The 21,211-nt window shown below is 66.9% G+C and carries 19 protein-coding genes and 1 riboswitch; of the genes, 4 read left to right on the top strand and 15 right to left on the bottom strand.

The window, feature by feature from the left end; genetic code table 11:
- From JHD82_RS24740 to rplM, 4 genes are all read right to left on the bottom strand, one after another.
- On the bottom strand, positions 1-672 hold a 672-nt coding region (locus JHD82_RS24740), incomplete at its 3' end, for an MFS transporter (RefSeq protein ID WP_199139326.1).
- A 116-nt stretch (positions 673-788) separates the two neighbouring features.
- Positions 789-1,163, bottom strand: coding sequence for an iron-sulfur cluster insertion protein ErpA (gene erpA, locus JHD82_RS24735; protein WP_013800449.1), 375 nt, complete (start codon positions 1,161-1,163; stop codon positions 789-791).
- 214 nt (positions 1,164-1,377) lie between these two features.
- Positions 1,378-1,770, bottom strand: a complete 393-nt coding sequence (rpsI, locus tag JHD82_RS24730) for a 30S ribosomal protein S9 (protein ID WP_012207710.1) — start codon at positions 1,768-1,770, stop codon at positions 1,378-1,380.
- A gap of 10 nt (positions 1,771-1,780) precedes the next feature.
- Complete coding sequence (gene rplM, locus JHD82_RS24725; RefSeq protein ID WP_012207711.1) at positions 1,781-2,209, bottom strand: 50S ribosomal protein L13; 429 nt, start codon at positions 2,207-2,209, stop codon at positions 1,781-1,783.
- Positions 2,210-2,456: 247 nt separating this feature from the next.
- Here rplM and JHD82_RS24720 point away from each other — a divergent pair, with 247 nt between their 5' ends.
- Positions 2,457-3,329, top strand: coding sequence for a 23S rRNA (adenine(2030)-N(6))-methyltransferase RlmJ (locus JHD82_RS24720; RefSeq protein WP_012207712.1), 873 nt, complete (start codon positions 2,457-2,459; stop codon positions 3,327-3,329).
- Between the two features lie 7 nt (positions 3,330-3,336).
- Here JHD82_RS24720 and JHD82_RS24715 read toward each other — a convergent pair whose 3' ends face one another.
- The 11 genes from JHD82_RS24715 to kdpF form a co-directional block, all read right to left on the bottom strand.
- Positions 3,337-4,248, bottom strand: a complete 912-nt coding sequence (locus JHD82_RS24715) for a septal ring lytic transglycosylase RlpA family protein (RefSeq protein ID WP_199139324.1) — start codon at positions 4,246-4,248, stop codon at positions 3,337-3,339.
- A gap of 78 nt (positions 4,249-4,326) precedes the next feature.
- Positions 4,327-5,154, bottom strand: coding sequence for a methylenetetrahydrofolate reductase [NAD(P)H] (metF, locus tag JHD82_RS24710; protein ID WP_034397320.1), 828 nt, complete (start codon positions 5,152-5,154; stop codon positions 4,327-4,329).
- Between the two features lie 22 nt (positions 5,155-5,176).
- Entirely contained in the window at positions 5,177-6,364 is a 1,188-nt protein-coding gene (locus JHD82_RS24705) for a TlyA family RNA methyltransferase (protein WP_097205637.1), read from the bottom strand.
- Positions 6,365-6,521: 157 nt separating this feature from the next.
- Positions 6,522-7,952 (bottom strand): adenosylhomocysteinase, encoded by a 1,431-nt coding sequence (ahcY, locus tag JHD82_RS24700; RefSeq protein WP_012207716.1) that lies wholly within the window; start codon positions 7,950-7,952, stop codon positions 6,522-6,524.
- Positions 7,953-8,022: 70 nt separating this feature from the next.
- A riboswitch (S-adenosyl-L-homocysteine riboswitch) is annotated at positions 8,023-8,106 on the bottom strand.
- Positions 8,107-8,113: 7 nt separating this feature from the next.
- Positions 8,114-8,857: a response regulator gene (locus tag JHD82_RS24695; RefSeq protein WP_012207717.1), complete on the bottom strand. Its 744-nt coding sequence runs from the start codon at positions 8,855-8,857 to the stop codon at positions 8,114-8,116.
- Between the two features lie 26 nt (positions 8,858-8,883).
- The gene (locus JHD82_RS24690; protein WP_199139322.1) at positions 8,884-11,598 is read right to left on the bottom strand and encodes a sensor histidine kinase KdpD; all 2,715 of its coding nucleotides are present in this window, start codon (positions 11,596-11,598) and stop codon (positions 8,884-8,886) included.
- A gap of 34 nt (positions 11,599-11,632) precedes the next feature.
- Positions 11,633-12,496 carry a TorF family putative porin gene (locus JHD82_RS24685; protein WP_199139328.1) on the bottom strand — a complete coding sequence of 288 codons (864 nt, stop codon included), beginning with the start codon at positions 12,494-12,496 and terminating at the stop codon, positions 11,633-11,635.
- Between the two features lie 83 nt (positions 12,497-12,579).
- On the bottom strand, positions 12,580-14,664 hold the full coding sequence (gene kdpB / locus JHD82_RS24680) for a potassium-transporting ATPase subunit KdpB (RefSeq protein ID WP_043820203.1): 2,085 nt from the start codon (positions 14,662-14,664) through the stop codon (positions 12,580-12,582).
- A 3-nt stretch (positions 14,665-14,667) separates the two neighbouring features.
- Positions 14,668-15,402, bottom strand: a complete 735-nt coding sequence (kdpC, locus tag JHD82_RS24675; protein ID WP_199139320.1) for a K(+)-transporting ATPase subunit C — start codon at positions 15,400-15,402, stop codon at positions 14,668-14,670.
- Between the two features lie 78 nt (positions 15,403-15,480).
- Positions 15,481-17,187: a potassium-transporting ATPase subunit KdpA gene (gene kdpA, locus JHD82_RS24670; protein ID WP_199139318.1), complete on the bottom strand. Its 1,707-nt coding sequence runs from the start codon at positions 17,185-17,187 to the stop codon at positions 15,481-15,483.
- Positions 17,188-17,301: 114 nt separating this feature from the next.
- Positions 17,302-17,400: a K(+)-transporting ATPase subunit F gene (gene kdpF / locus JHD82_RS24665; protein ID WP_034397326.1), complete on the bottom strand. Its 99-nt coding sequence runs from the start codon at positions 17,398-17,400 to the stop codon at positions 17,302-17,304.
- 189 nt (positions 17,401-17,589) lie between these two features.
- Here kdpF and JHD82_RS24660 point away from each other — a divergent pair, with 189 nt between their 5' ends.
- The 3 genes from JHD82_RS24660 to JHD82_RS24650 all read left to right on the top strand — a co-directional run bounded on the left by JHD82_RS24660 (position 17,590) and on the right by JHD82_RS24650 (position 21,104).
- Positions 17,590-19,107, top strand: a complete 1,518-nt coding sequence (locus JHD82_RS24660; RefSeq protein ID WP_199139316.1) for a hypothetical protein — start codon at positions 17,590-17,592, stop codon at positions 19,105-19,107.
- 71 nt (positions 19,108-19,178) lie between these two features.
- Positions 19,179-20,804, top strand: coding sequence for a peptide chain release factor 3 (locus tag JHD82_RS24655; RefSeq protein WP_199139314.1), 1,626 nt, complete (start codon positions 19,179-19,181; stop codon positions 20,802-20,804).
- A 42-nt stretch (positions 20,805-20,846) separates the two neighbouring features.
- A complete protein-coding gene (locus JHD82_RS24650; protein WP_199139312.1) occupies positions 20,847-21,104 on the top strand; it encodes an acyltransferase family protein in 258 nt (85 codons plus the stop codon).
- Positions 21,105-21,211 lie beyond the last annotated feature (107 nt).

Genomic DNA, 21,211 nt, shown 5'->3' with positions numbered 1-21,211 from the left:
CAGCGCCAGCGACACGGCCACCATGCCGAAGGCCAGCAGCGCATAGCCCACGCCGTCGAAGCGCTTGACGGCAAAGCGGTCGCCCACCGGCATGAAGCGCAGCGTGGCGGCCAGGCCGATCAGGCCCACGGGCACGTTGACCAGGAAGATCCAGTGCCAGCTCACGTACTCCACCATCCAGCCGCCCAGCGTGGGGCCGATCAGCGGCCCGACCAGGCCGGGGATGGCCACGAAGCTCATGGCCTTGAGGAACTGCTCGCGTGGAAAGGCGCGCAGCACGGCCAGCCGCCCCACCGGCATGAGCAGCGCCCCGCCCATGCCCTGCAGCACGCGCGCAGCCACCATCAGCTGCAGGTTGGGCGCAATCGCGCACATCACCGAGCCCAGCACGAACAGCGCAATCGCCCACAGGTAGACACGCCGCGTGCCGAAGCGGTCGGCCATCCAGCCCGAGGCCGGGATCAGCATGGCCATGGTCAGCGAGTAGGCGACGATGACCGACTGCATGCGCAGCGGGCTCTCGCCCAGGGCCTCGGCCATGGTGGGCAGCGCGGTGTTGACGATGGTGCCGTCCAGCGTCTGCATGAAAAAGCCGATGGCCACAAGCCATAGCAGCACCGAACGCGAGGAGGATGTGGAGGAGGCGGAAGCGCTTTTGTCTTCAGGAATCATGGCAAGGCAGGGAGGGCGCGGGCGTTAAAAAACCGCCTGCGCATTGCTGCGCGGCGGTTGGTGGCGTGTTGTGCGGCGGGCTGCTGCGGGCTTCACTGCAGCGCGGCCGACAAGGCTTACACCGAGAAGCTCGATCCGCAGCCGCAGGTGGTGGAGGCGTTGGGGTTCTTGATCACGAACTGCGCGCCCTGCAGGTCTTCCTTGTAGTCGATCTCGGCACCCACCAGGTACTGGTAGCTCATGGCGTCGATCAGCAGCGACACGCCATTCTTGGTCATGGTCGTGTCGTCGTCGTTGGTGATCTCGTCGAACGTGAAGCCGTACTGGAAGCCCGAGCATCCGCCACCTTGCACGAACACGCGCAGCTTCAGGTCAGGGTTGCCTTCCTCGGCGATCAGATCGGCCACCTTGGCAGCTGCGCTGTCGGTGAAGACGATCGGGGTGGGCATTTCGGCGGTGGTGGTTTCGGTGATTTCTGCGACGGCGCTCATGGGGATACTCCGAAGTTCTCAATTGGCCCGAATGGTACAGCAAAGGGCTCGGGAATTCCCGGGGCCGCCGGCTTGACGACAGTGCAAGTGGGGGCATTGGCCACCGACGGCGAAGGTGAATGCGAAGGGTTTGCATCGCCCAGAAAAAAACCGCCGGCAAAGGCGGTTTTTTTCTGGGGAAAGCCCCGGGGGACTTTCCTGCAGTGCCAGCGGATTAACGCTTGGAGAACTGCTTGGCGCGGCGTGCGGAGCGCAGGCCGACCTTCTTACGTTCGACTTCACGAGCGTCACGCGTCACGAAGCCGGCTTGGCTCAGGACGGGCTTGAGCGCTGCGTCATAGTCGATCAGGGCGCGGGTGATGCCGTGGCGGGTAGCGCCGGCCTGGCCGGATTCACCACCACCGTGGACGTTCACTTGAATGTCGAAAGCTTCCAGGTTGCTCGTCAGAGCCAGGGGCTGCTTTGCGATCATGATCGAGGTTTCGCGGCCGAAGTATTCCTGAATGTCCTTGCCATTCACGGTAATCTTGCCGGAGCCCTTCTTCAGGAACACGCGTGCGACGCTGGATTTGCGACGGCCGGTGCCATTGTTCCAATCACCAATCATCTAGGTCTCCTTAGATTTCCAGAGCCTTGGGCTGCTGGGCGGTGTGGGGATGCTCAGCACCGCCGTACACCTTGAGCTTCTTGATCATTGCGTAGCCCAGGGGACCCTTGGGCAGCATGCCCTTGACGGCCTTTTCCAGAGCACGGCCGGGGAACTTGGCCTGCATGTCGCGGAAGTTGGTGGCAGTGATGCCGCCGGGGAAACCAGAGTGGCGGTAGTACACCTTGTCCAGGTTCTTGGTGCCGGTGACCTTGAGCTTGGAGGCGTTGATGATGACGATGAAGTCGCCGGTGTCAACGTGAGGTGTGTAAATGGCTTTGTGCTTGCCGCGCAGACGGAGTGCCACTTCGCTGGCGACACGTCCGAGCACCTTATCGGTGGCGTCAATCACAAACCACTCGTGTTGCACCTCAGCGGGCTTTGCGCTGAATGTAGACATGAGTTTTCTCTTTCAAGAAAGGTTTGGCGGGCCCTTTTCCGCGGTCGGCGCTTCTTCAAAAAGGAAGCCTCTTAGGCGGGGATGTAAACTTCGCCGCGGGACCCTAAAATCGCTGCGAAGCCCTCCATTATACAAAAACGGCAGGTCTTCGCCATCCCCCCTTGCGCCGCCCTGGCTTCAGCGCCGGCCCCCATCCTTCAGCCGCCACGGACAACCACCCGGCAGCGCGGCTGGTTACCATACGCCTATGTTCAGTTACCGCCACGCCTTCCATGCAGGCAACCATGCCGATGTGCTCAAGCACACCGTGCTGATCGCCACCCTGCAATACCTCCTCCAGAAGGATGCCGCCCTCACGGTGCTGGACACGCACGCCGGCGCCGGCCTGTACCGACTGGACGGCGACTACGCCAACAAGAGCGGCGAGTCCGCCGACGGCATCATGCGCCTGGCCCAGGCCAAGGAGGCCGAGCTGGCCCCGGTGCTGCAGGCCTACCTGGCCACGGTGCGCTCCTTCAACCAGGGCGCGCAGCTGCGCAACTACCCGGGCTCGCCCTTCATCATCCAGTCCCTGCTGCGCGTGCAGGAGCGCGACAAGCTCAAGGTCTTCGAGCTGCATCCCACCGACATGCGCTCGCTGGTGGGCAACATTGCCCAGCTCGAAGCGGGCCGCCAGGTGGCCGTGCTGCACGAGGACGGCTTCGAGGGCATCAAGAAATTCCTGCCGCCACCGTCGCGCCGCGCCCTGGTGCTGTGCGACCCCAGCTACGAGCTCAAGAGCGACTACGCCAAGGTGCTGGACATGGCGGCCGACAGCCTCAAGCGCTTTGCCACAGGCACCTATGCGGTCTGGTATCCGATCATCCCGCGCCCCGAGGCGCACGATCTGCCGCGCCGCCTGAAGACCATGACCACCAAGGCCGGCAAGAGCTGGCTGCACGTGGAGCTCACGGTCAAGAGCAACAAGACGTCGGAGCGCGGCGGCCTGCCGGCCAGCGGCATGTTCCTGATCAATCCGCCGTTCAATCTCAAGGAACAGCTCAAGCCGGCCATGCCGCAGCTGGTCAAGCTGCTCGGTCAGGACGAGAACGCGGCCTTCACGCTCGAATCCGGCGGCTGAACACGGTTCAGCGCGAGCTCGACGCCGCAGAGGCCACTGCCGTGGCCGAGGCTGCGGCGGGCGCAGCGGCCTTCGCCACCGGCTTGGCGGCAGGGACGGCACGGCTGGCCACGGCCGTGCGTGCATTGGGCCTGGGTGCGGGCGCCTTGGCCTGCACACGCGGCCGGACCGGGGCCTTTGCCTGAACCTGGGTCCGCGCCTGTGTTTGTGTCTGTGCCTTGGCCTGCTGCGTCTTCTTGAGCGACTCTGCCTTCCTGGCCGTGACCAGGGTTTCGGGGCATTCTTCCTCGCCTTCGTCGAGCTGCCACAGCTCCACGGGCTTGATGCCCAGGCCGACCATGCCCAGCTCCTGCGCCGCGGCCTGGCTCAGGTCGATCACGCGGCCGGGCGCAAACGGCCCCCGGTCATTGATGCGCACCACCACCGTCCTGCCTGTCGCGGCGCTGCGCACGCAGACACGGCTGCCGAAGGCGAAGCTGCGGTGCGCAGCCGTCAGCTCTTCCTTGTCGAAACGTTCGCCGCTGGCCGTCAGCCGGCCATGCAGGCCCGGGCCATACCAGGAAGCCAGGCCTTGCTGGTCACTGTCGCGCGAGGGGACGAGGGCGAAATCGGGATTGGAGGGAGTGTCGGCGCTCTCTTCGGACGAAGCCGGTTCGGAGGGCCTGGCATCCGCGGACCTGCTGGCAGGCGGCGTGGCCCGCGAGGCGCGGCTGCTGCGCTTGCCTGCGGAGGGAACGGCCGCAGGCGTCTGGCCTTCAGCCATGGCCTCGGCACCTGCCGAACCAGCAGAACCTGCTATCAGGGCGCCGGACTCGGCATCGGTTTCGGCCACGGGAGCCGGTGCGCAGCCAGCCAGGGTGGCGGTGATGGCACACATGGCCAGCCAGCGCCAATGCAGGCGTCGAAAATTACGATCCATGGGCAAAAACCTCCAGGGAACGCCTGACCGTTCCCAAGTTCTAGAGGGCCGCCCGGGGCCGGCGCAGTGGCTGCGCGCTCAAAGGCCCAATCGATCGCAGATTTCCAGCGTGGCGACGCTCTGGTTCATCGTATAGAAGTGCAGCCCGGGAGCGCCCTGGCTGCGCAACTGCTCGCATAGACGGGACACGACATCGAGGCCGAAGGCGCGAATGGACGCCGTGTCATCTCCGTAAGCCTGCAGACGCAGGCGGATCCAGCGCGGGATCTCGGCGCCGCAGGCGTCCGAGAAGCGCATCAGCTGCGTAGAGCTGGTGATGGGCATGATGCCGGGAACAACCGGTGCATCAAGCCCCATGCCGCGCGCCGCATCAACGAAACGGCAGTAGGCGTCGGCATTGTAGAAATATTGGGTGATCGCGGAATCCGCGCCAGCGCGCACTTTAGCCGCAAACGCTTCCAGATCGGAATGTGGGGATTTCGCCTGCGGGTGGACCTCGGGATAGGCTGCCACCTCGATGTGGAACCAGTCGCCGAACTCGCGGCGGATGAATTCCACGAGGTCGCTGGCGTACTGGAATTCCCCTCCCAGGCCATAGCCGCTGGGCAGGTCGCCGCGCAGCGCAACGATGCGGCGCACGCCCATGGCCTTGAGCTCCTGCAGCTCGGCACGCACCTTGTCGTGCGTGGCGCCCACGCAGGAGAAATGCGATGCCGCGCTGACGCCTTCGCTCTGGATGTCACGCACCATGTTGAAGGTGCCGGCCTGCGTGGAGCCGCCCGCGCCATAGGTGACGGAGCAGAACTGGGGCTTGCGCGCGTAGAGGTTCTTGCGCACCTGCACATGCTTGGCCGCGCCTTCGGGCGTCTTGGTCGGGAAGAATTCGAAGCTGATCGGAAAGCTCATGTAAGACTCACTGCTCAGTGTTTCATTCGTTGCGTTTGCGCAGCTTGGCGCGCCCCGGTCCGGGCACGCCGAACTCGGTGCTGGTGTCGATCACACGCTCGTTGCGCTGCTCGCGCAGCACGGTGCGGGACACGCGCTTGGGCGCTGCTTTCACGGCCGAACGGGGTTCGTCCTCGTCCTGCGTTTCAGGCTGTGCAGGCTCCTTCACCACGGCCGCCTGCTGGGCATGCACGAAGAATTCGCGGTTGCCGTCACCGCCTTCGATGGCCGACTCCATCCAGCCCTTGACCTCCAGGCCCAGCTCGCCCAGGCAGGTGCGGATGCGCTGCTCCACCTCGGTGAACAGGGCCGCATCGCGCACGATGCCGCCCTTGCCGACCTGGCCCGGCTGCAGTTCGAACTGCGGCTTGACCAGCATCAGCAGCTGGCCGTGCGGCTTGAGCAGGCGCGTGACGGCCGGCAGCACCAGGGTCAGCGAGATGAAGGACAGATCGCCCGTGACGAAGTCGAACTGCGGCGTGATGTCCACGTCGGCAAACTCGGCGCGGCGGCGGCGCTGCGTGGCCACCGTGCCTTCTTCCCGGGCCTTGCCCTTGGCCGCGCGCTCGGCCTTGAAGGCCTCGATCTCTTTTTCCTTGGCGTCGTCGCTGTCGTCGTAGTCTTCATCGACCAGACCGCCGTTGCGCATCCAGGCATAGGGCGCCACGGGCTGAGTGTCGTTGTCGTCGGGATCTTCTTCCCAGCGTTCGGACAGCACTTCCTCGCAGGACTCCTGCAGGCCCTCGGCCGTCACCGCGCGGGCGTTGACGCCCTCGACGCAGATCACACGCACATCCGAGCGCAGCCGGTCGTGCAACTGGCCATGGCCCACGTCCACGCCGATGACCTGGGCGGCGCCCGCCTGCAGCAGGCAGTCGGTGAAACCGCCCGTGCTCTGGCCCACGTCCAGGCAGCGCAGGCCCTGCACCGACAGCTTGGTGGCCGCCAGCGCGCCTTCCAGCTTCAGCCCGCCGCGCGAGATGAACCGGGCCTCGGCCCCGTCCAGCAGCTGCAGCTCGGCACCCGCAGGAATCTCGTCGCCGTTCTTGGCAACCTTCTTCCAAGGCGTCAGCGGCGTCATGCGCCATTGCACGCCGCCCGCAATCAGCCGCTGCGCCTGCGAGCGCGTGGCCGCATGGCCGGCTTCCACCAAAAATACATCTGCGCGCATAGCGTCGCTCCAGGAAATCTCAGTTGACTAATGCCCGAAACCGGCGCGACCCAACTCAGGGACGCCAAGCAAGGGCCGCCCCGCAGCGAGGGCGTCGTCCCCCTCCTCCGCGAAGCGGATAGAGAGGGGGAAGGCGCGTCAGCGCCTCAGGGGGTGCTTAGTAGCGATAAGTTTCGGGCTTGTAGGGGCCCTGCTTGCTCACGCCGATATAGGCAGCCTGGCCGTCCGTCAGTTCGGTCAGCATGGCGCCGACCTTCTTCAGGTGCAGGCGGGCGACCTTCTCGTCCAGGATCTTGGGCAGCACGTAGACCTTGCCGACCTCGTAGGCGTCGGGCTTGGTGAACAGCTCGATCTGGGCGATGGTCTGGTTGGCGAACGAGGCGCTCATCACGAAGCTGGGGTGGCCGGTGGCGCAACCCAGGTTCACCAGGCGGCCCTTGGCCAGCAGGATGATCTTCTTGCCGTCAGGGAAGGTGATGTGGTCCACCTGGGGCTTGATTTCTTCCCACTGATACTGCTCGATGGAGGCGACGTCGATCTCGTTGTCGAAGTGGCCGATGTTGCAGACGATGGCTTCGTTCTTCATGGCCACCATGTGCTCGTGGCGGATGATGTCGCGGTTGCCGGTGGTGGTCACGAAGATGTCGGCCTTGTCGGCTGCCCACTCCATGGTCACGACCTTGTAGCCTTCCATGGCCGCCTGCAGGGCGTTGATGGGATCGATCTCGGTGACCCAGACCTGGGCCGACAGCGCGCGCAGCGCCTGGGCGCAGCCCTTGCCCACGTCGCCGTAGCCGGCCACCACGGCAACCTTGCCGGCGATCATCACGTCGGTGGCGCGCTTGATGCCGTCCACCAGCGATTCGCGGCAGCCGTAGAGGTTGTCGAACTTGCTCTTGGTGACCGAGTCGTTGACGTTGATGGCACGGAACTTCAGCGTGCCCTTGGCCGACATCTCGTTGAGGCGGTGCACGCCGGTCGTGGTCTCTTCGGTCACGCCGATGATGTGGGCGCTCTTGCGCGTGTACCAGGTGGGGTCCTGGGCCAGCTTGGCGCGGATGGCGGCGAAGGCGATCTTCTCTTCTTCGGAGGCGGGGTTGTCCAGCACGGACAGGTCCTTTTCGGCGCGCATGCCCAGGTGCAGCAGCATGGTGGCGTCGCCGCCGTCGTCCAGGATCATGTTGGGGCCTTCGCCTTCGGTGCCGGCGGCGCCGAATTCAAAGATGCGGTGGGTGTAATCCCAGTAGTCGGCCAGCGATTCGCCCTTGATGGCGAACACGGGCGTGCCGGTTTCAGCGATGGCGGCAGCAGCGTGGTCCTGCGTCGAGAAGATGTTGCACGACGCCCAGCGCACTTCGGCGCCCAGGGCCTTGAGCGTCTCGATCAGCACGGCCGTCTGGATGGTCATGTGCAGCGAGCCCGCGATGCGCGCGCCCTTGAGGGGCTGGGCAGCGGCGAATTCCTCGCGCGTGGCCATCAGGCCGGGCATTTCGGTTTCGGCGATCAGGATTTCCTTGCGGCCCCAGGCAGCGAGGGAAATGTCAGCGATGGCCGTGTCGGCGGAAACGGGACGAACAGCAGCGTTCATGGTTTTCTCCAAAAGATGAATGAAAAACCACGTTCTGCGGGAGACGAAAAAAAGCTCACCGCACAGAAAGCGTGGGCGAGCGTCGTTGCAGGTATGACTCCGAGCCTCGCGACCACGCCTGATGTGTGGGGCCGCTGCAACGCTCCTCGGAGAGGCGCCGATTATACCGATCCCGTGGATGCCTCACCGCCCAGCCCCACAAGCCGGTAGCCCACCTGCAGCTCGGTCACCAGGTGGCGCGGCTGGGCCGGCTCGTCCTCGATCTTCTGGCGCAGATTGGCCATGTGCACGCGCAGGTAGTGGGCACGGCTCAGGTACTCGGGGCCCCACACCTGCAGCAGCAGCTGGCGGTGGGTGAGCACCCGGCCCTGGGCGGCGATCAGGGCCGCCAGCAGGCGGAATTCGATGGGCGTGAGGTGCACCGGCTGCCCCGCGCGCCGCACCTCATGCGTGGCCAGGTCCACCTGAACCGGGCCGAAGTGCACCTTGCTGGACGCGGCGGTGCCGCCCGCCCCACCGGCGGCGCCCAGCTGCTGGCGGCGGCGCAGCATCACGCGCAGCCGGGCCAGCAGCTCGGGCACGCCGAAGGGCTTGACCAGGTAGTCGTCGGCGCCGGCATCCAATGCGGCCACCTTCTCGTCCTCACGCTCGCGCGCGGAGAGCACGAGCACGGGCACGGAGGACCACCCGCGCAGCTCGGTCAGGACCTGCTTGCCATCGGCGTCGGGCAGGCCCAGGTCGAGGATGACCAGATCGGGCTGGCGGCTCGCCGCCTCGATCAGGCCGCGGCGCGCGCTGTCGGCCTCGAAGACCTGCCAGCCTTCGTCTTCCAGCACCAGGCGCACGAAGCGGCGGATGCCGGGGTCGTCCTCGATCATCAGGATGCGGTTGGCGGGCGTGCTCATGGGAGGCTTTCGTGCATGGCGGGACTCTAATCCAGCGCAGGCTGCTCGGGCACGGGAAAGCGCAGCGTGAAGATGGTGCCCGGGCCGGGCCGCGCGGCGGCGGCCTCGATGCGCCCGCCATGCGCCTCGACGATGCTGCGCACCAGCGCCAGGCCCAGGCCGATGCCCGAGACGGTGGACTCGGCCGTGCCGCGCGTGAAGGGCTCGAACAGCGTCTCCACCGGCAGATGCGATGGCAGGCCCGGCCCGCCGTCGCGCACGGACAGCAGCAGTTCGCCGTCCTGCACACGCGCACTGATGGCCAGCGGCGTGCCGGCCGGCGTGTACTTGGCGGCGTTGTCCAGCAGGTTGACCAGCACGCGCTCCATGAGCAGGGCATCGAGCTGCAGCAGCGGCAGGCTGGCGGGCACGTCGGTGCTCACGAGATGCTGGCCCAGACGCGCGCGCATCTGGCGCAGCGCGCTGCCCACCACTTCGTCCAGCGGCAGCCATTCGCGCTGCAGGTGCACGCCGCCTTGCTGCAGGCGCGCCATGTCCAGCAGGTTCTCCACCAGGCGCTGCATGGCCTGCGCCTGGATGCGGACCTGCTCCAGCATGTCGGCCGCGCCGCCCGGCGGCACATGGCGCTGCGCGGCCTCGGCCGCGCCCAGGATGGTGGTCAGCGGGGTGCGCAGGTCGTGCGAGACGGCCGACAGCAGGGTGTTGCGCATGCGCTCGCCCTCCATGGCGATCTGGGTCTGCTGGGCCACGGCCACGAAGTGCTGGCGTTCCAGCGCCAGCGCCACCTGGCTGGCACAGGCCTCCAGCAGGCGCTGCTCCTCGGGCACCTCCAGGCGCTGCGGCGCACGCAGCTGCAGCACCAGCACGCCGCGCATGCGCACGGGTGCGGCCAGCGGCACATAGCGGGCCGGTGCGGCCGGCAGCGTGTCCGTGCCCTGGCCGGCCTGCTGGCCATGGTCCATGGCCCAGCGCGCGATGCTGTCGTCCATGGCGCAGGGGCCGCCGCCCGCGGGCCGCAGGCGCTCGTCGGCATCGGGCAGCAGCAGCCCGGCCTGGGCGTCGAACACGCCCGAGACCGTGCGCAGCGCGATCTCCACCACCTGCTCCTGCGTGAGCGCACCCGACAGGTCGCGCGCCAGCCGCGCCAGGGCGCCTGCGCGGCGCTCGCGCTCGGCCGCCACACGCGCCTCGTGGCGCAGCCGCGCCATGAGCTGGCCGCAGACCAGGGCCACGCCCAGCATCAGCACGAAGGTGAACAGGTACTGCGTGTCGTTGACATGGAAGGAGCCGCGCGGCGGCACGAAGAAGTAGTCGAAGCACAGTACCGACAGCAGCGCGGCCCAGGCACCCGGGCCCCGCCCCCAGCGCAGCGAGGACAGCACGACGATGAGCAGGAACAGCATGACCACGTTGGCCGGGTCGAAGACGCGCAGCAGCTGCTCGGCCAACGCCGTGGCGGCCAGGCAGGCCAGGGTGACGCCGGCATAGCCCTTCCACGGCAGCGGTGCGCGCCGCGGCAGCGCGGAAGTCGCGGCAGGAGCGGCCTCGGTCCGGGCCGCGCTGGAGCCGCCGGAGAGCACCAGCACATCGATATCGGGATGCAGGTGCGTGATGCGGTCGGGCAGGCTGCGCGTCCACCAGCGCCAGGGCGACCAGGCCGGGCGTGGCGGCTGGGCCAGCACCAGGCGGCTGGCGTTGCGCTCGCGCGCGAAGGCGACCAGGGCCTCGGCCACATCGGCGCCCGGCAGCGTGGCCGTCTCGGCGCCCAGGCGCGCGGCCAGGGCCAGGGTCTTGAGCACGGCGGCCTGCACGCTGCGCGGGCGGTGCTGGCGCTGGGGGGCGTCCACGTAGACCACCATCCAGTCCGCATCGAGCCGTCGCGCCATGCGCGCGACCTGGCGCACCAGCGCGTCGTCGCCCGCGCGGCCGGCCACCGCCACCAGCAGGCGCTCGCGCGCAGGCCAGACCGTGCCTATGGAGCGCTCGCGCCGGTAGTCGCGCATGTCCTCGTCCACGCGGTCGGCCGTGCGGCGCAGCGCCAGTTCGCGCAGCGCCAGCAGGTTGCCACGGCGAAAGAAATTGCGCGAGGCCCGCTCGGCCTGCTCCAGCATGTAGACCTTGCCGTCCTTCAACCGGCGCAGCAGCTCGTCGGGCGAGATGTCGACGACGATGACCTCGTCGGCATCGTCGAAGATCTGGTCGGGCACGGTCTCGCGCACCGTGATGCCCACGATGCCGCCCACCACGTCGTTCAGGCTTTCCAGGTGCTGGACATTGATCGTGGTCCAGACATCGATGCCTGCGTCCAGCAGCTCCTGCACGTCCTGCCAGCGCTTGGGATGGCGCGAACCCGGCGCATTGCTGTGCGCCAGTTCATCGAGCAGCAGCACGCGCGGACGCCGCGCGAGCGCCGCATCCAGGTCGAACTCGCGCAGCGTCCGCCCCTGGTGCGGCAGCTCGCGCAGCGGCAGTTGCTCCAGGCCATGCAGCTGCTGCGCCGTTTCCTTGCGGCCATGGGTTTCCACGAGTCCCACCAGAACCTCGCGGCCTCCCTGGCGTTCGCGCTGGGCGGCGGCCAGCATGGCGTAGGTCTTGCCCACGCCTGCATTCGATCCGAAGTAGATGCGCAGCTTGCCCCGCCCCTCCTGCGCCCGCTCATGGCGCAGGCGCGCGACCAGGGCGTCGGGATCGGGGCGCGGCAGACCGGGCGGCGCCGGCTCGGCAGAGGACGAAATGGGCATGGTTCTCAGCCTAGCACCAGAGCGTGCTCCCACACTAGAACGCCGCCGACAGCGACAGCACCCAGCCGCTGCGGCCCAGGCTTTGCATCTGGCCCGCCGCGTTGGCCGCGCGGTAGTAGCGCGTGTCGGCCGAGGTGCCGGCCCAGGCCAGCGTGGCCGTCCATGGGCCCCAGCTGCGGGCCAGCGAGACGCGCCAGTCGGCATACGACAGTTCGCTGTAGTTGCGCACCTGCGTGTGGCCGGCATGCAGGCCCAGCACGGCCCAGTCGCCCAGCGGATGCTGGTAGTTCAGGTCCAGATAGCTGCTGCCGCGTGAGCTGCCGCTGCCGGGAAGCGCCTCGGCAAAGGCCGTGGCCGCCGTGCTGTCGCGCAGCCCGAAGTAAGGCGTGAGCGCCAGCGACCATTTGGCGCTGAAGCCGCCGTGGCTGGCAGCCAGATAGGCCTCGGTGGTGTCGTAGCGCACACCGCCGCCGCCATCGCCCCGGGGCACGCGCGCGCCGGGGTAGTTGTAGTGCAGCAGGCCGATGTCGCCCGTCCAGCCCGCCGGCAATTCGGTGCGCCAGCCGCCGTACAGGTCCAGCTCCAGCGCGCGGCCGTCCAGATAGCTGTGGCGCGACACGCTGGAGCCGGACACGCCCAGGTAGGCGCCGCGCGGCAGCGACAGCTCCAGCCCGCCCTGCAGCGCAGGCCCCATCCAGCTTTGCGAGATGCCACGGAAACGGTAGTCGCTGAGCAGCGTCACGCTGCCGGTGAGGGCGTAGGCGGGTGCGGGCGATTCCTGGGCAGCGGCGCTGGCAGCGCTGACGGGGGAGGTCTCTGCCTGCGCATGGCAGGATGCGGCCGCCAGCGACAGCAGTGCGGCCAGAGGGAAACGGGGAACGGCACCAGCGGCCGCCATGGAGGGAACGGATTTCATCTTGGTTTTCTTGAAGAGAAGAGCAAAGCGGGGCCTGCCCGGGCGGGCAGGCGGGCCGCCCAGGGTCACGCCAGGTTCAGAGCCACCAGCAGCATGTCGATCAGCTTGATGCCGATGAAGGGAACGACCAGGCCACCCAGGCCGTAGATCAGCAGGTTGCGCCGCAGCAGGGCCGAGGCGCCGATGGCACGGTAGGGCACGCCGCGCAGGGCCAGCGGTATCAGCACGATGATGATCAGCGCGTTGAAGATCACGGCACTCAGGATGGCCGAGCCCGGGCTGGCCAGCCCCATGACGTTGAGCGCCGACAGCTGCGGATAGGTGCCCACGAAGGCGGCCGGGATGATGGCGAAGTACTTGGCCACGTCGTTGGCCACGCTGAAGGTGGTCAGCGCGCCGCGCGTCATCAGCATCTGCTTGCCGGTCTCCACGACCTCGATGAGCTTGGTCGGGTTGCTGTCCAGGTCCACCATGTTGCCGGCCTCCTTGGCCGCCTGGGTGCCGCTGTTCATGGCCACGGCCACGTCGGCCTGGGCCAGCGCGGGCGCGTCATTGGTGCCGTCGCCGGTCATGGCCACCAGGCGGCCTGCGGCCTGGTGTTCGCGGATCAGGCGCAGCTTGTCCTCGGGCGTGGCTTCGGCCAGGTAGTCGTCCACGCCGGCCTCGGCCGCAATGGCCGCCGCCGTGAGCGGGTTGTCGCCCGTGATCATCACGGTCTTGATGCCCATTCGGCGCAGCTCGGCAAAGCGCTCGCGTATGCCGTGCTTGACCACGTCCTTGAGCTCGATCACGCCCAGCACGCGGGCACCGTCGGCCACGACCAGCGGCGTGCTGCCGCGCCGCGACACATCCTCCACCACCTTGAGCATGGCGGGCGGGAACTGGCCGCCCAGGGATTCAACGTGGCGGCGCACGGCGTCGGCCGCGCCCTTGCGCAGGCTGCGCGTGGCGCCGTCCGGCTGGGGCATGTCCACGCCACTCATGCGCGTCTGGGCCGTGAAGGGCACGAAGACCGCATGCAGCGTGGCCAGGTCGCGCTCGCGCAGGCCATGCATCTCCTTGGCCAGCACGACCACGCTGCGGCCTTCAGGCGTCTCGTCGGCCAGCGAGGCCAGTTGCGCCGCATCCACCAGCTGCGCGGCCGTCACGCCGGGCGCGGGCAGGAACTCGCTGGCCTGGCGGTTGCCCAGCGTGATGGTGCCGGTCTTGTCCAGCAGCAGCACGTCCACGTCGCCGGCCGCCTCCACGGCGCGGCCCGAGGTGGCGATCACGTTGGCCTGCATCATGCGGCTCATGCCCGCCACGCCAATGGCCGACAGCAGGCCGCCGATGGTGGTCGGGATCAGGCACACCAGCAGGGCGATCAGCACCGTCAGTCCCACGACCTGGCCGCTGCCCGTCAGCTCCACCGCAAAGGACGAATAGGGCCGCAGCGTGACGATGACCAGCAGGAACAGCAGCGTCAGCCCGACCAGCAAAATGGTCAGCGCCAGCTCGTTGGGCGTCTTGTGGCGGCGGGCCGACTCCACCATGGAGATCATGCGGTCCAGGAAGGACTCGCCGGGATTGACGGTGATCTGCACCACCAGCCAGTCCGACAGCACGCGCGTGCCGCCCGTGACCGAAGAGAAGTCACCACCGGCCTCGCGGATCACGGGGGCCGATTCGCCGGTGATGGCGCTCTCGTCCACCGAGGCCACGCCCTCGATCACGGTGCCGTCCAGCGGCACGGTGTCGCCGGCCTCCACCAGCACCCACATGCCCGAACGCAGTTCTTCGGCACCCACGGGGTGCCAGCGGCTCTGGTAGTTGGCCTGCTCCAGCTTCTTGGCGACGGTGCTGCGCTTCATGCTGCGCAGGCTGGCGGCCTGGGCGCGGCTGCGCCCCTCGGCCAGCGCCTCCGCAAAGTTGGCGAACAGCACGGTGAACCACAGCCACAGCGCAATCGCCAGGATGAAGCCCGCAGGCGCTTCGCCTTCGCCCGCCAGGGCCTGGGCCCAGAGCAGGCTGGTGAAGATGGCGCCCAGGTAGACCACGAACATCACCGGGTTGCGCCATTGCGCGCTGGGTGCCAGCTTGCGGATGGAGTCACCCAGCGCCTGGCGCACCAGCGAAGGATCGAACAGGGACAAAGCAGTTTTGCGCGACATGGCTTACTCCTTGGCGGCATGGACTGCCGCAGGCTGCAGCGTCGCGGCCGAGAGATCGTCCAGCGCCAGGTTCAGCTGCAGCACGTTCACGCGCGGCTCGCCCAGCAGGCCCAGCACGCGCGGCTCCACCTGCTGGCGCAGCAGTTCCTGGACCTTGGCCACGGGCAACTGGCGCTCGCGGGCCACGCGCGGCAGTTGCAGCTCGGCATTGGCCACCGAGATGTGCGGGTCCAGGCCGGAGGCCGAGGCCGTCACGGCATCCACAGGCACGGCAGCATCTGCAGCCAGGCCATTGAGTTCGCGGTAGGCCGCCACGCGCGCCGCCACGGACTCCTTGAGCGCCGCATGGGTCGGCCCCTGGTTGGTGGCAGCCGACAGCGCAGCGTTGTAGGGCGCGGCCACCGTGGCATCGGCCTTGTCGGGATCGGGCGCCGTGGTGGCGCTGGGCCGGCCCTGGAAATAGCGCGGCGAGGCGAACTCCTGCCCGATCAGGGCCGAGCCCACGACCGAGCCTTGGCGCACGACCAGGCTGCCATTGGCGGCCTTGGGAAACGCGGCCTGGGCCACGAGCGTGGTGACCAGCGGGTACGCCAGGCCCGTGACCACGGCGACGAACAGCGCCGACCGCAGGCTGGGGCCGAACAGCGAGCGCAGCCCGCCAGGAACGGCCTGCGCTTGGGCTTGCGCATCAGCGCGCAGCACCGGCAAAGGGCCGGAAGTATGTGTTTGAACTTGCATCTCGAAACCTCCGCCGCACGGCCCTGCCAAGGCAGAACCGGCGGCCAAGAAAAAAACGGGCTCAGCTGGCTCAGGGATTCAGGGGTAGACCTGTCCTGACAGCATCTGCAGCTGCTCGACCACGGGCCCCAGGGCCAGCGAAGGCAGGAAGGTCAGCCCGCCGACCACGATCACCACGAAGACCAGCAGCCCCATGAACAGCGGCGTGGCCGTCGGGAAGGTGCCCGGCCCCGCAGGCACGGTGGGCTTTGCCGCCAGGCTGCCGGCCAGGGCCAGCATGGGCAGCAGCGTCAGATAGCGGCCCGCCAGCATGGCCAGGCCGATGGTGGTGTTGAAGAACGGCGTGTTCGCATTCAGGCCCGCAAAGGCCGAGCCGTTGTTGGCCGTGCCCGAGGCATAGGCATAGAGCACTTCCGAGAAGCCATGCGGCCCCCGGTTGGCCAGGCTGGCCAGCGTGTCGGGCCAGACCGCCGCCAGCGCCGTGAAGCCCAGGACGGAGATGGGGTGCGCCATCACGGCCAGCATCACCAGCTTGATCTCGCGCGCCTCGATCTTCTTGCCCAGGAACTCGGGCGTGCGGCCAATCATCATGCCGGCCAGGAAGACCGTGAGGATGGCGTACTGCAGCAGGTTGATCAGGCCCACGCCATCACCGCCGAACACGCAGTTGATCATCATCTGTGCCAGCGGCACCAGCCCGCCCAGCGGCGTCAGCGAGTCATGCATGGCATTGACCGAGCCCGTGGTGGCGGCCGTGGTCGTGGCCACGAACAGCGCCGTGTCGGCGATGCCAAAGCGCAGCTCCTTGCCCTCCATGTTGCCGCCCGGCTGGGTGGCGCTGATCTGCTGGTCGGCACCTGCGGCCGTGAGCAGCGGATTGCCGGCCTGCTCGGCCGTGAACACCAGCGCCAGAAAGCCCACGAACATCACCAGGCAGGCGCCGAACAGCACCCAGCCCTGGCGGCGGCGCAGCAGCATGGAGCCGAAGGCATAGGTCATGGCCGAGGGAATCAGCAGCATGCCCAGGATGTGGATGGCATTGGTCAGCGGCGTGGGGTTCTCGAACGGATGGGCCGCGTTCATGCCGAAGAAGCCGCCGCCGTTGGTGCCGATGTGCTTGATGCTCTCCAGGCTGGCCACGGGGCCCAGCAGGATCTGCTGGCGCGCGCCCTCCAGCGTTGTCGCCCAGACCTGGCCATCCAGCGCCTGCGGCACGCCCTGCCACACATAGACCAGGGCCACCACAAAACTGAGCGGCAGCATCACGCGCCACAGCACGCGAACATAGTCCACCCAGTAGTTGCCCAGGTCCGATGCACTGGAGCGCGCCAGGCCGCGGATGAAGCCCGCAGCCGCGACCACGCCCGTGATAGCACCCGCAAACATCATGAAGGTGATGGCCACCATCTGCGTGGCGTTGGACAGGCTGCTCTCGCCCGAATACGCCTGCCAGTTGGTATTGGTCACAAAGGACGCGGCCGTGTTGAAGGCCAGGTCCGGCGTCTGCGCCGCATTGCCCAGCGCATTCAGCGGCAGCCAGCCCTGCGCGCGCAGCAGCGCATAGCCCAGCAGCAGCATGGCGCCGTTGGACAGCAGCAGCGCCAGCCCGTAGCGCTGCCAGCCCATGCGCTCGGCCGGGTTCACGCCCAGGGCGCGAAAGCTCAGCCGCTCGATCCAGGCATGGTGCTCACTCGTGAAGCAGCGTGCCAGCCACTGCCCCATGGGCACGGCCAGCGCCGTCATCAACAGCAGCACCAGTGCATATTCCATCCAGGTCAACCACATGGCGGTCTCCTTTCAGGCAGTCAAATCCGGCCCAGCGCCGCCACGAAGGCCAGCAGGCCCCCGAAGCAGCCCAGGCTCAGGGCGATAAAGATCAGGTCTTGCATCTGTGCCACCTCAGAACTGCTCGGGCCGCAGCAATGCGTATCCCAGGTAGACAAACAGAGCCAGAGCGCCCAGGGCGCCCAGCCATCCGGTGATTTCGGTCAGGGTCATAGGAATTTCTCCCGCATCGGCGCCGCATGGCGGCACCTGTTGTTGCGATGGGGAAAACTCTAGGGCCGGGGCTGTCAAGGATGGGTTGAGATTGGCAGGAGCCGTATCAAGACGGCATCAAGAAGGTGAGCGGCTCCCCGCTGGCCGCACTGCCACTACCCAAGGACCTGAACGCATCGTCGACGGCCCATGAACAGCAGATACCTCTCCGCCACCGGCCCACCGACTTCCGCGGCCGTGCCCGCGCAGGCCCGTCTTGAAGGCTCCAACGAGCGCCGCGCCTTCCTGGCCAGCGCCGGCCTGCTCGTGCTGATCTATCTGGGATGGCTGCTGGTCTTCTGGCCCGGCGTACTGGGCGAGGACAGTTCGGCCATCCTCCAGGAAGTGGACAGGCCCGAGCACTTTCGCTCGGGCAAGAGCGTGTTCTGGTACTACTTCGTGCGCTGGACATATGGCGTCACCCACAGGGTAGAGGTGCCCGTTGCCATCCTGCTGTTGCTGTGCGCCCTCTTCTTTGCGCGCATGTTGGCCTGGTACTGGGCGCGCGGGCACCGCCTGCTGTACGCCGTGCTGCTGGTCTTCGTCTGCGCGGCGCCTCATATGGTCTATTTCATGGCCACGCTGTATCCAGACGCCGTCTTCGCCGTGGCCTCCTGCGCATTGCTGTTCGAGCTTTGGTGGATTTGCAGCCAGAAGCGACATAGCCGTGCCAGCCTGGCCCTCATCGCGCTGGCACTGCCGTTTGCGGTTTTTGTGCGCGCCAACGGCATCCTCTTTCTGGCACCAGCCGTGGTTGCGATCTTTCTGGTCCACCGCAAAAGCCGCTTGCCGCTGTGCGCCATCATCGGCCTGTGGTGTGCCCTGGCCTATGCGGGCACGCAGATGCACAAGCCCGCTGCGCAAAGCGCCACGGATTCACTCGTGCTCTTCGAAACGGTCAAGCTGCTGCAGCCCAGGGCCATGAACGACCTCTGGCAAAAGCAACCCCTCATGAACGACCCCTGGGTACTGCAGTCGCCCAAGCTGTCGGCACGCACTTTGGAAATCCTGGAAGGCCATGCTCCGCGCCAGCTCATGCTCGCCTACTCGGACCCGGCCTACTGGGATATGTTGGTGTTCCATCCCCAGGGCCCTCAGCTCTTCAGCCTGACCGAAGAACAGCGCAAGGAGCTGGCGCATGAATTCCTGCGCTACAACCTCTGGCACAACCTGCCCGATGTGACGGCCAGCCGCGTCAATGTGATTCTGTCGGCCGCGCTGGCCCAGGGCGGGTTTCCGGCGCTCGACTATGCCCGCTATGTGATCAAGCGCACCCAGGCGCAATCGCAAATGCGGATTTTCAGGCTGGATTCCGCAGAAACCGCGCTGCGCGGCCTGCTTCGCCAAAGTCATGCCTGGCGCTGGCTGCTGTGGACGCCCTGGCTGGGCTTCGCGCTGCTGGCCATGGTCCTGTGGCATGGCGTGCGCCAAAAGAACCTGCCAGCCTTGCTGATCAGCGTGCCAGCAGCCATTCACCTGATCGCCATTGCGGTCTTCGCTACTGCAGGCGAATATCGATACTTGCTGCCATTCTTCGCTCTCACGCCAGTTCTTTTGGCTGTACTCATATCTCGTCCCAGCATCTCCGGAGCAAATGCTGTAACAACCGCTTCGCCGAAGGCATTGGCGGATTCCTCCGACAACCCGCTTGCGACACACGCTCTGTAAAATGCGCCGGTTCGCCGCGGCCGCCAGCCGGTACGCGCGCCCTGCTATTTACCCATCTCCTGGACTCCCCCTTGACTTACGCCCTGGAAACCCGGCGCCGCCGGACTTTTGCCATCATTTCCCACCCCGACGCGGGCAAGACCACGCTGACCGAAAAGCTGCTGCTGTTCTCGGGCGCGATCCAGATCGCGGGCGCCGTCAAGGGCCGCAAGGCCAGCCGCCATGCCACCTCCGACTGGATGGAAATCGAAAAGCAGCGCGGCATCTCGGTGGCCAGCTCGGTCATGCAGATGAGCTACCGCGATCACGTGGTCAACCTGCTCGACACGCCCGGCCACAAGGACTTCTCGGAAGACACCTACCGCGTGCTCACGGCCGTGGACTCGGCGCTGATGGTCATCGACGCCGCCAACGGCGTGGAATCGCAGACCCGCCGCCTGATCGAGGTCTGCCGCCAGCGCGACACGCCCATCATCACCTTCGTCAACAAGATGGACCGCGAAGTGCGCGATCCGCTGGACATCCTCGACGAAGTCGAGCGCGAACTGGGCATGCCCTGCTGCCCCGTCACCTGGCCCGTGGGCCAGGGCCGGCAGTTCGGCGGCATCATCAACCTGCTCACCCAGACCATGACGGTGTTCCAGCCTGGCAGCGAACGCCGCCCGCAGGACTTCGAGGCCATCCCCCTGGCCGAGGCCGACAAGCTGCGCGCGCGCTTCGGCCAGTCCTTCGACGATGCGTTGGAAAGCATGGAACTGGCCCAGGGCGCCTCTGCCCCCTGGGATCACGAGGCCTTCCTGGCAGGCAAGCTCACACCGGTCTTCTTCGGCTCCGGCGTGAACAACTTCGGTGTCATGGAAGTGCTGGATGCCGTGGTCGACATGTCGCCCCCGCCCGGCCCCCGCAAAAGCTCGCTGCTGGTCAACAAGCAGCCTGTGGAAAAGATCATCCAGCCCGAGGACGAAGGCTTCTCCGGCGTGGTCTTCAAGGTCCAGGCCAACATGGATGCCAACCACCGCGACCGCATCGCCTTCGTGCGCGTGGCCTCGGGCAAGTACACACCCGGCATGAAGATGAAGGTCCAGCGCACGGCCAAGGAGCTGCGCCCCACCTCAGTCGTGACCTTCATGAGCCAGCGCCGCGAAGCCGTGGAGGAAGCCTATGCGGGCGACATCATCGGCTTCACCACGCACGGCGGCGTCCAGCTGGGCGACACCATCACTGACGGCACCAACCTGCAATTCACGGGCCTGCCCTTCTTCGCCCCGGAAATGTTCATGACCGTGGTGCTCAAGAACCCGCTGCGCACCAAGCAGCTGCAGCAGGGCCTGATGCAGCTGGGCGAGGAAGGCGCCATCCAGGTCTTCAAGCCCGAGGCTGGCGGCAACATGCTGCTGGGCGCCGTGGGCCAGCTGCAATTCGAAGTCGTCCAGCACCGCCTGAACGCCGAATACGACTGCGACATCCGCCTGGAAGGCTGCCAGTACACCGGCGCACGCTGGATCACGGCCGACACCCCGGCCGAGCTGCGCGAATTCGAGAACGCCTACCCGCTGCGCATGGCGCGCGATGCGGCCGATACGCTGGCCTATCTGTGCACGTCACCCTATGACGTGCGATTGGCGCAGGAGCGGTTTCCGAAGATCCATTTCCATCCGCTGCGCGAACATGCGGGGTTGGCTTTGCAGAGCAACTAAGCACAACAAGACGAAACCGAATTTTCAACACCATTATTCCAGATGCATAAAAACCAACTCGACAAAATAAGAATTCTTGCCGCATTGGTTGTTATCTTTTCGCATCATTATCCGCTTACCGGAATTCATGCGCCCGCTTGGCTAGAGAATCGTTGGCTCCACTGGAGCGTGACCGGTGGCGTTGGAGTCATGGTATTTTTCTGCATTAGCGGGTATTTGGTAACTTTGAGTTGGTACAGGGAACCAAAGTTCATACCATTTCTCTGGAAGCGTTTATTGCTGTCTCTTATACACATCTGACGCTGCCGACGAAATGCGAACAGTGTAGATCTCGGTGGTCGCGGTATCAGTATAAAGGGGTTGTGGGGGGGGGGGGGGGGGGGGGGGGGGGGGGGGGGGGGGGGGGG

The organism is Delftia sp. ASV31 (assembly GCF_016428765.1).
Classification (GTDB): domain Bacteria; phylum Pseudomonadota; class Gammaproteobacteria; order Burkholderiales; family Burkholderiaceae_C; genus Comamonas; species Comamonas acidovorans.
Note: the sequence above shows the minus strand (reverse complement) of the source record. Positions and strands in the feature narration are given on the sequence as shown.

Bases quoted from the DNA above. Each gene is read 5' to 3' on its own strand.
- rplM (WP_012207711.1), bottom strand. From the start codon at position 2,209: ATGTCTACATTCAGCGCAAAGCCCGCTGAGGTGCAACACGAGTGGTTT.
- JHD82_RS24720 (WP_012207712.1), top strand. From the start codon at position 2,457: ATGTTCAGTTACCGCCACGCCTTCCATGCAGGCAACCATGCCGATGTG.
- JHD82_RS24650 (WP_199139312.1), top strand. From the start codon at position 20,847: ATGCATAAAAACCAACTCGACAAAATAAGAATTCTTGCCGCATTGGTT.
- JHD82_RS24715 (WP_199139324.1), bottom strand. From the start codon at position 4,248: ATGGATCGTAATTTTCGACGCCTGCATTGGCGCTGGCTGGCCATGTGT.
- kdpC (WP_199139320.1), bottom strand. From the start codon at position 15,402: ATGCAAGTTCAAACACATACTTCCGGCCCTTTGCCGGTGCTGCGCGCT.
- metF (WP_034397320.1), bottom strand. From the start codon at position 5,154: ATGAGCTTTCCGATCAGCTTCGAATTCTTCCCGACCAAGACGCCCGAA.
- JHD82_RS24685 (WP_199139328.1), bottom strand. From the start codon at position 12,496: ATGGCGGCCGCTGGTGCCGTTCCCCGTTTCCCTCTGGCCGCACTGCTG.
- JHD82_RS24690 (WP_199139322.1), bottom strand. From the start codon at position 11,598: ATGCCCATTTCGTCCTCTGCCGAGCCGGCGCCGCCCGGTCTGCCGCGC.
- ahcY (WP_012207716.1), bottom strand. From the start codon at position 7,952: ATGAACGCTGCTGTTCGTCCCGTTTCCGCCGACACGGCCATCGCTGAC.
- kdpA (WP_199139318.1), bottom strand. From the start codon at position 17,187: ATGTGGTTGACCTGGATGGAATATGCACTGGTGCTGCTGTTGATGACG.
- kdpF (WP_034397326.1), bottom strand. From the start codon at position 17,400: ATGACCCTGACCGAAATCACCGGATGGCTGGGCGCCCTGGGCGCTCTG.
- erpA (WP_013800449.1), bottom strand. From the start codon at position 1,163: ATGAGCGCCGTCGCAGAAATCACCGAAACCACCACCGCCGAAATGCCC.
- rpsI (WP_012207710.1), bottom strand. From the start codon at position 1,770: ATGATTGGTGATTGGAACAATGGCACCGGCCGTCGCAAATCCAGCGTC.
- JHD82_RS24695 (WP_012207717.1), bottom strand. From the start codon at position 8,857: ATGAGCACGCCCGCCAACCGCATCCTGATGATCGAGGACGACCCCGGC.
- kdpB (WP_043820203.1), bottom strand. From the start codon at position 14,664: ATGTCGCGCAAAACTGCTTTGTCCCTGTTCGATCCTTCGCTGGTGCGC.
- JHD82_RS24660 (WP_199139316.1), top strand. From the start codon at position 17,590: ATGAACAGCAGATACCTCTCCGCCACCGGCCCACCGACTTCCGCGGCC.
- JHD82_RS24705 (WP_097205637.1), bottom strand. From the start codon at position 6,364: ATGCGCGCAGATGTATTTTTGGTGGAAGCCGGCCATGCGGCCACGCGC.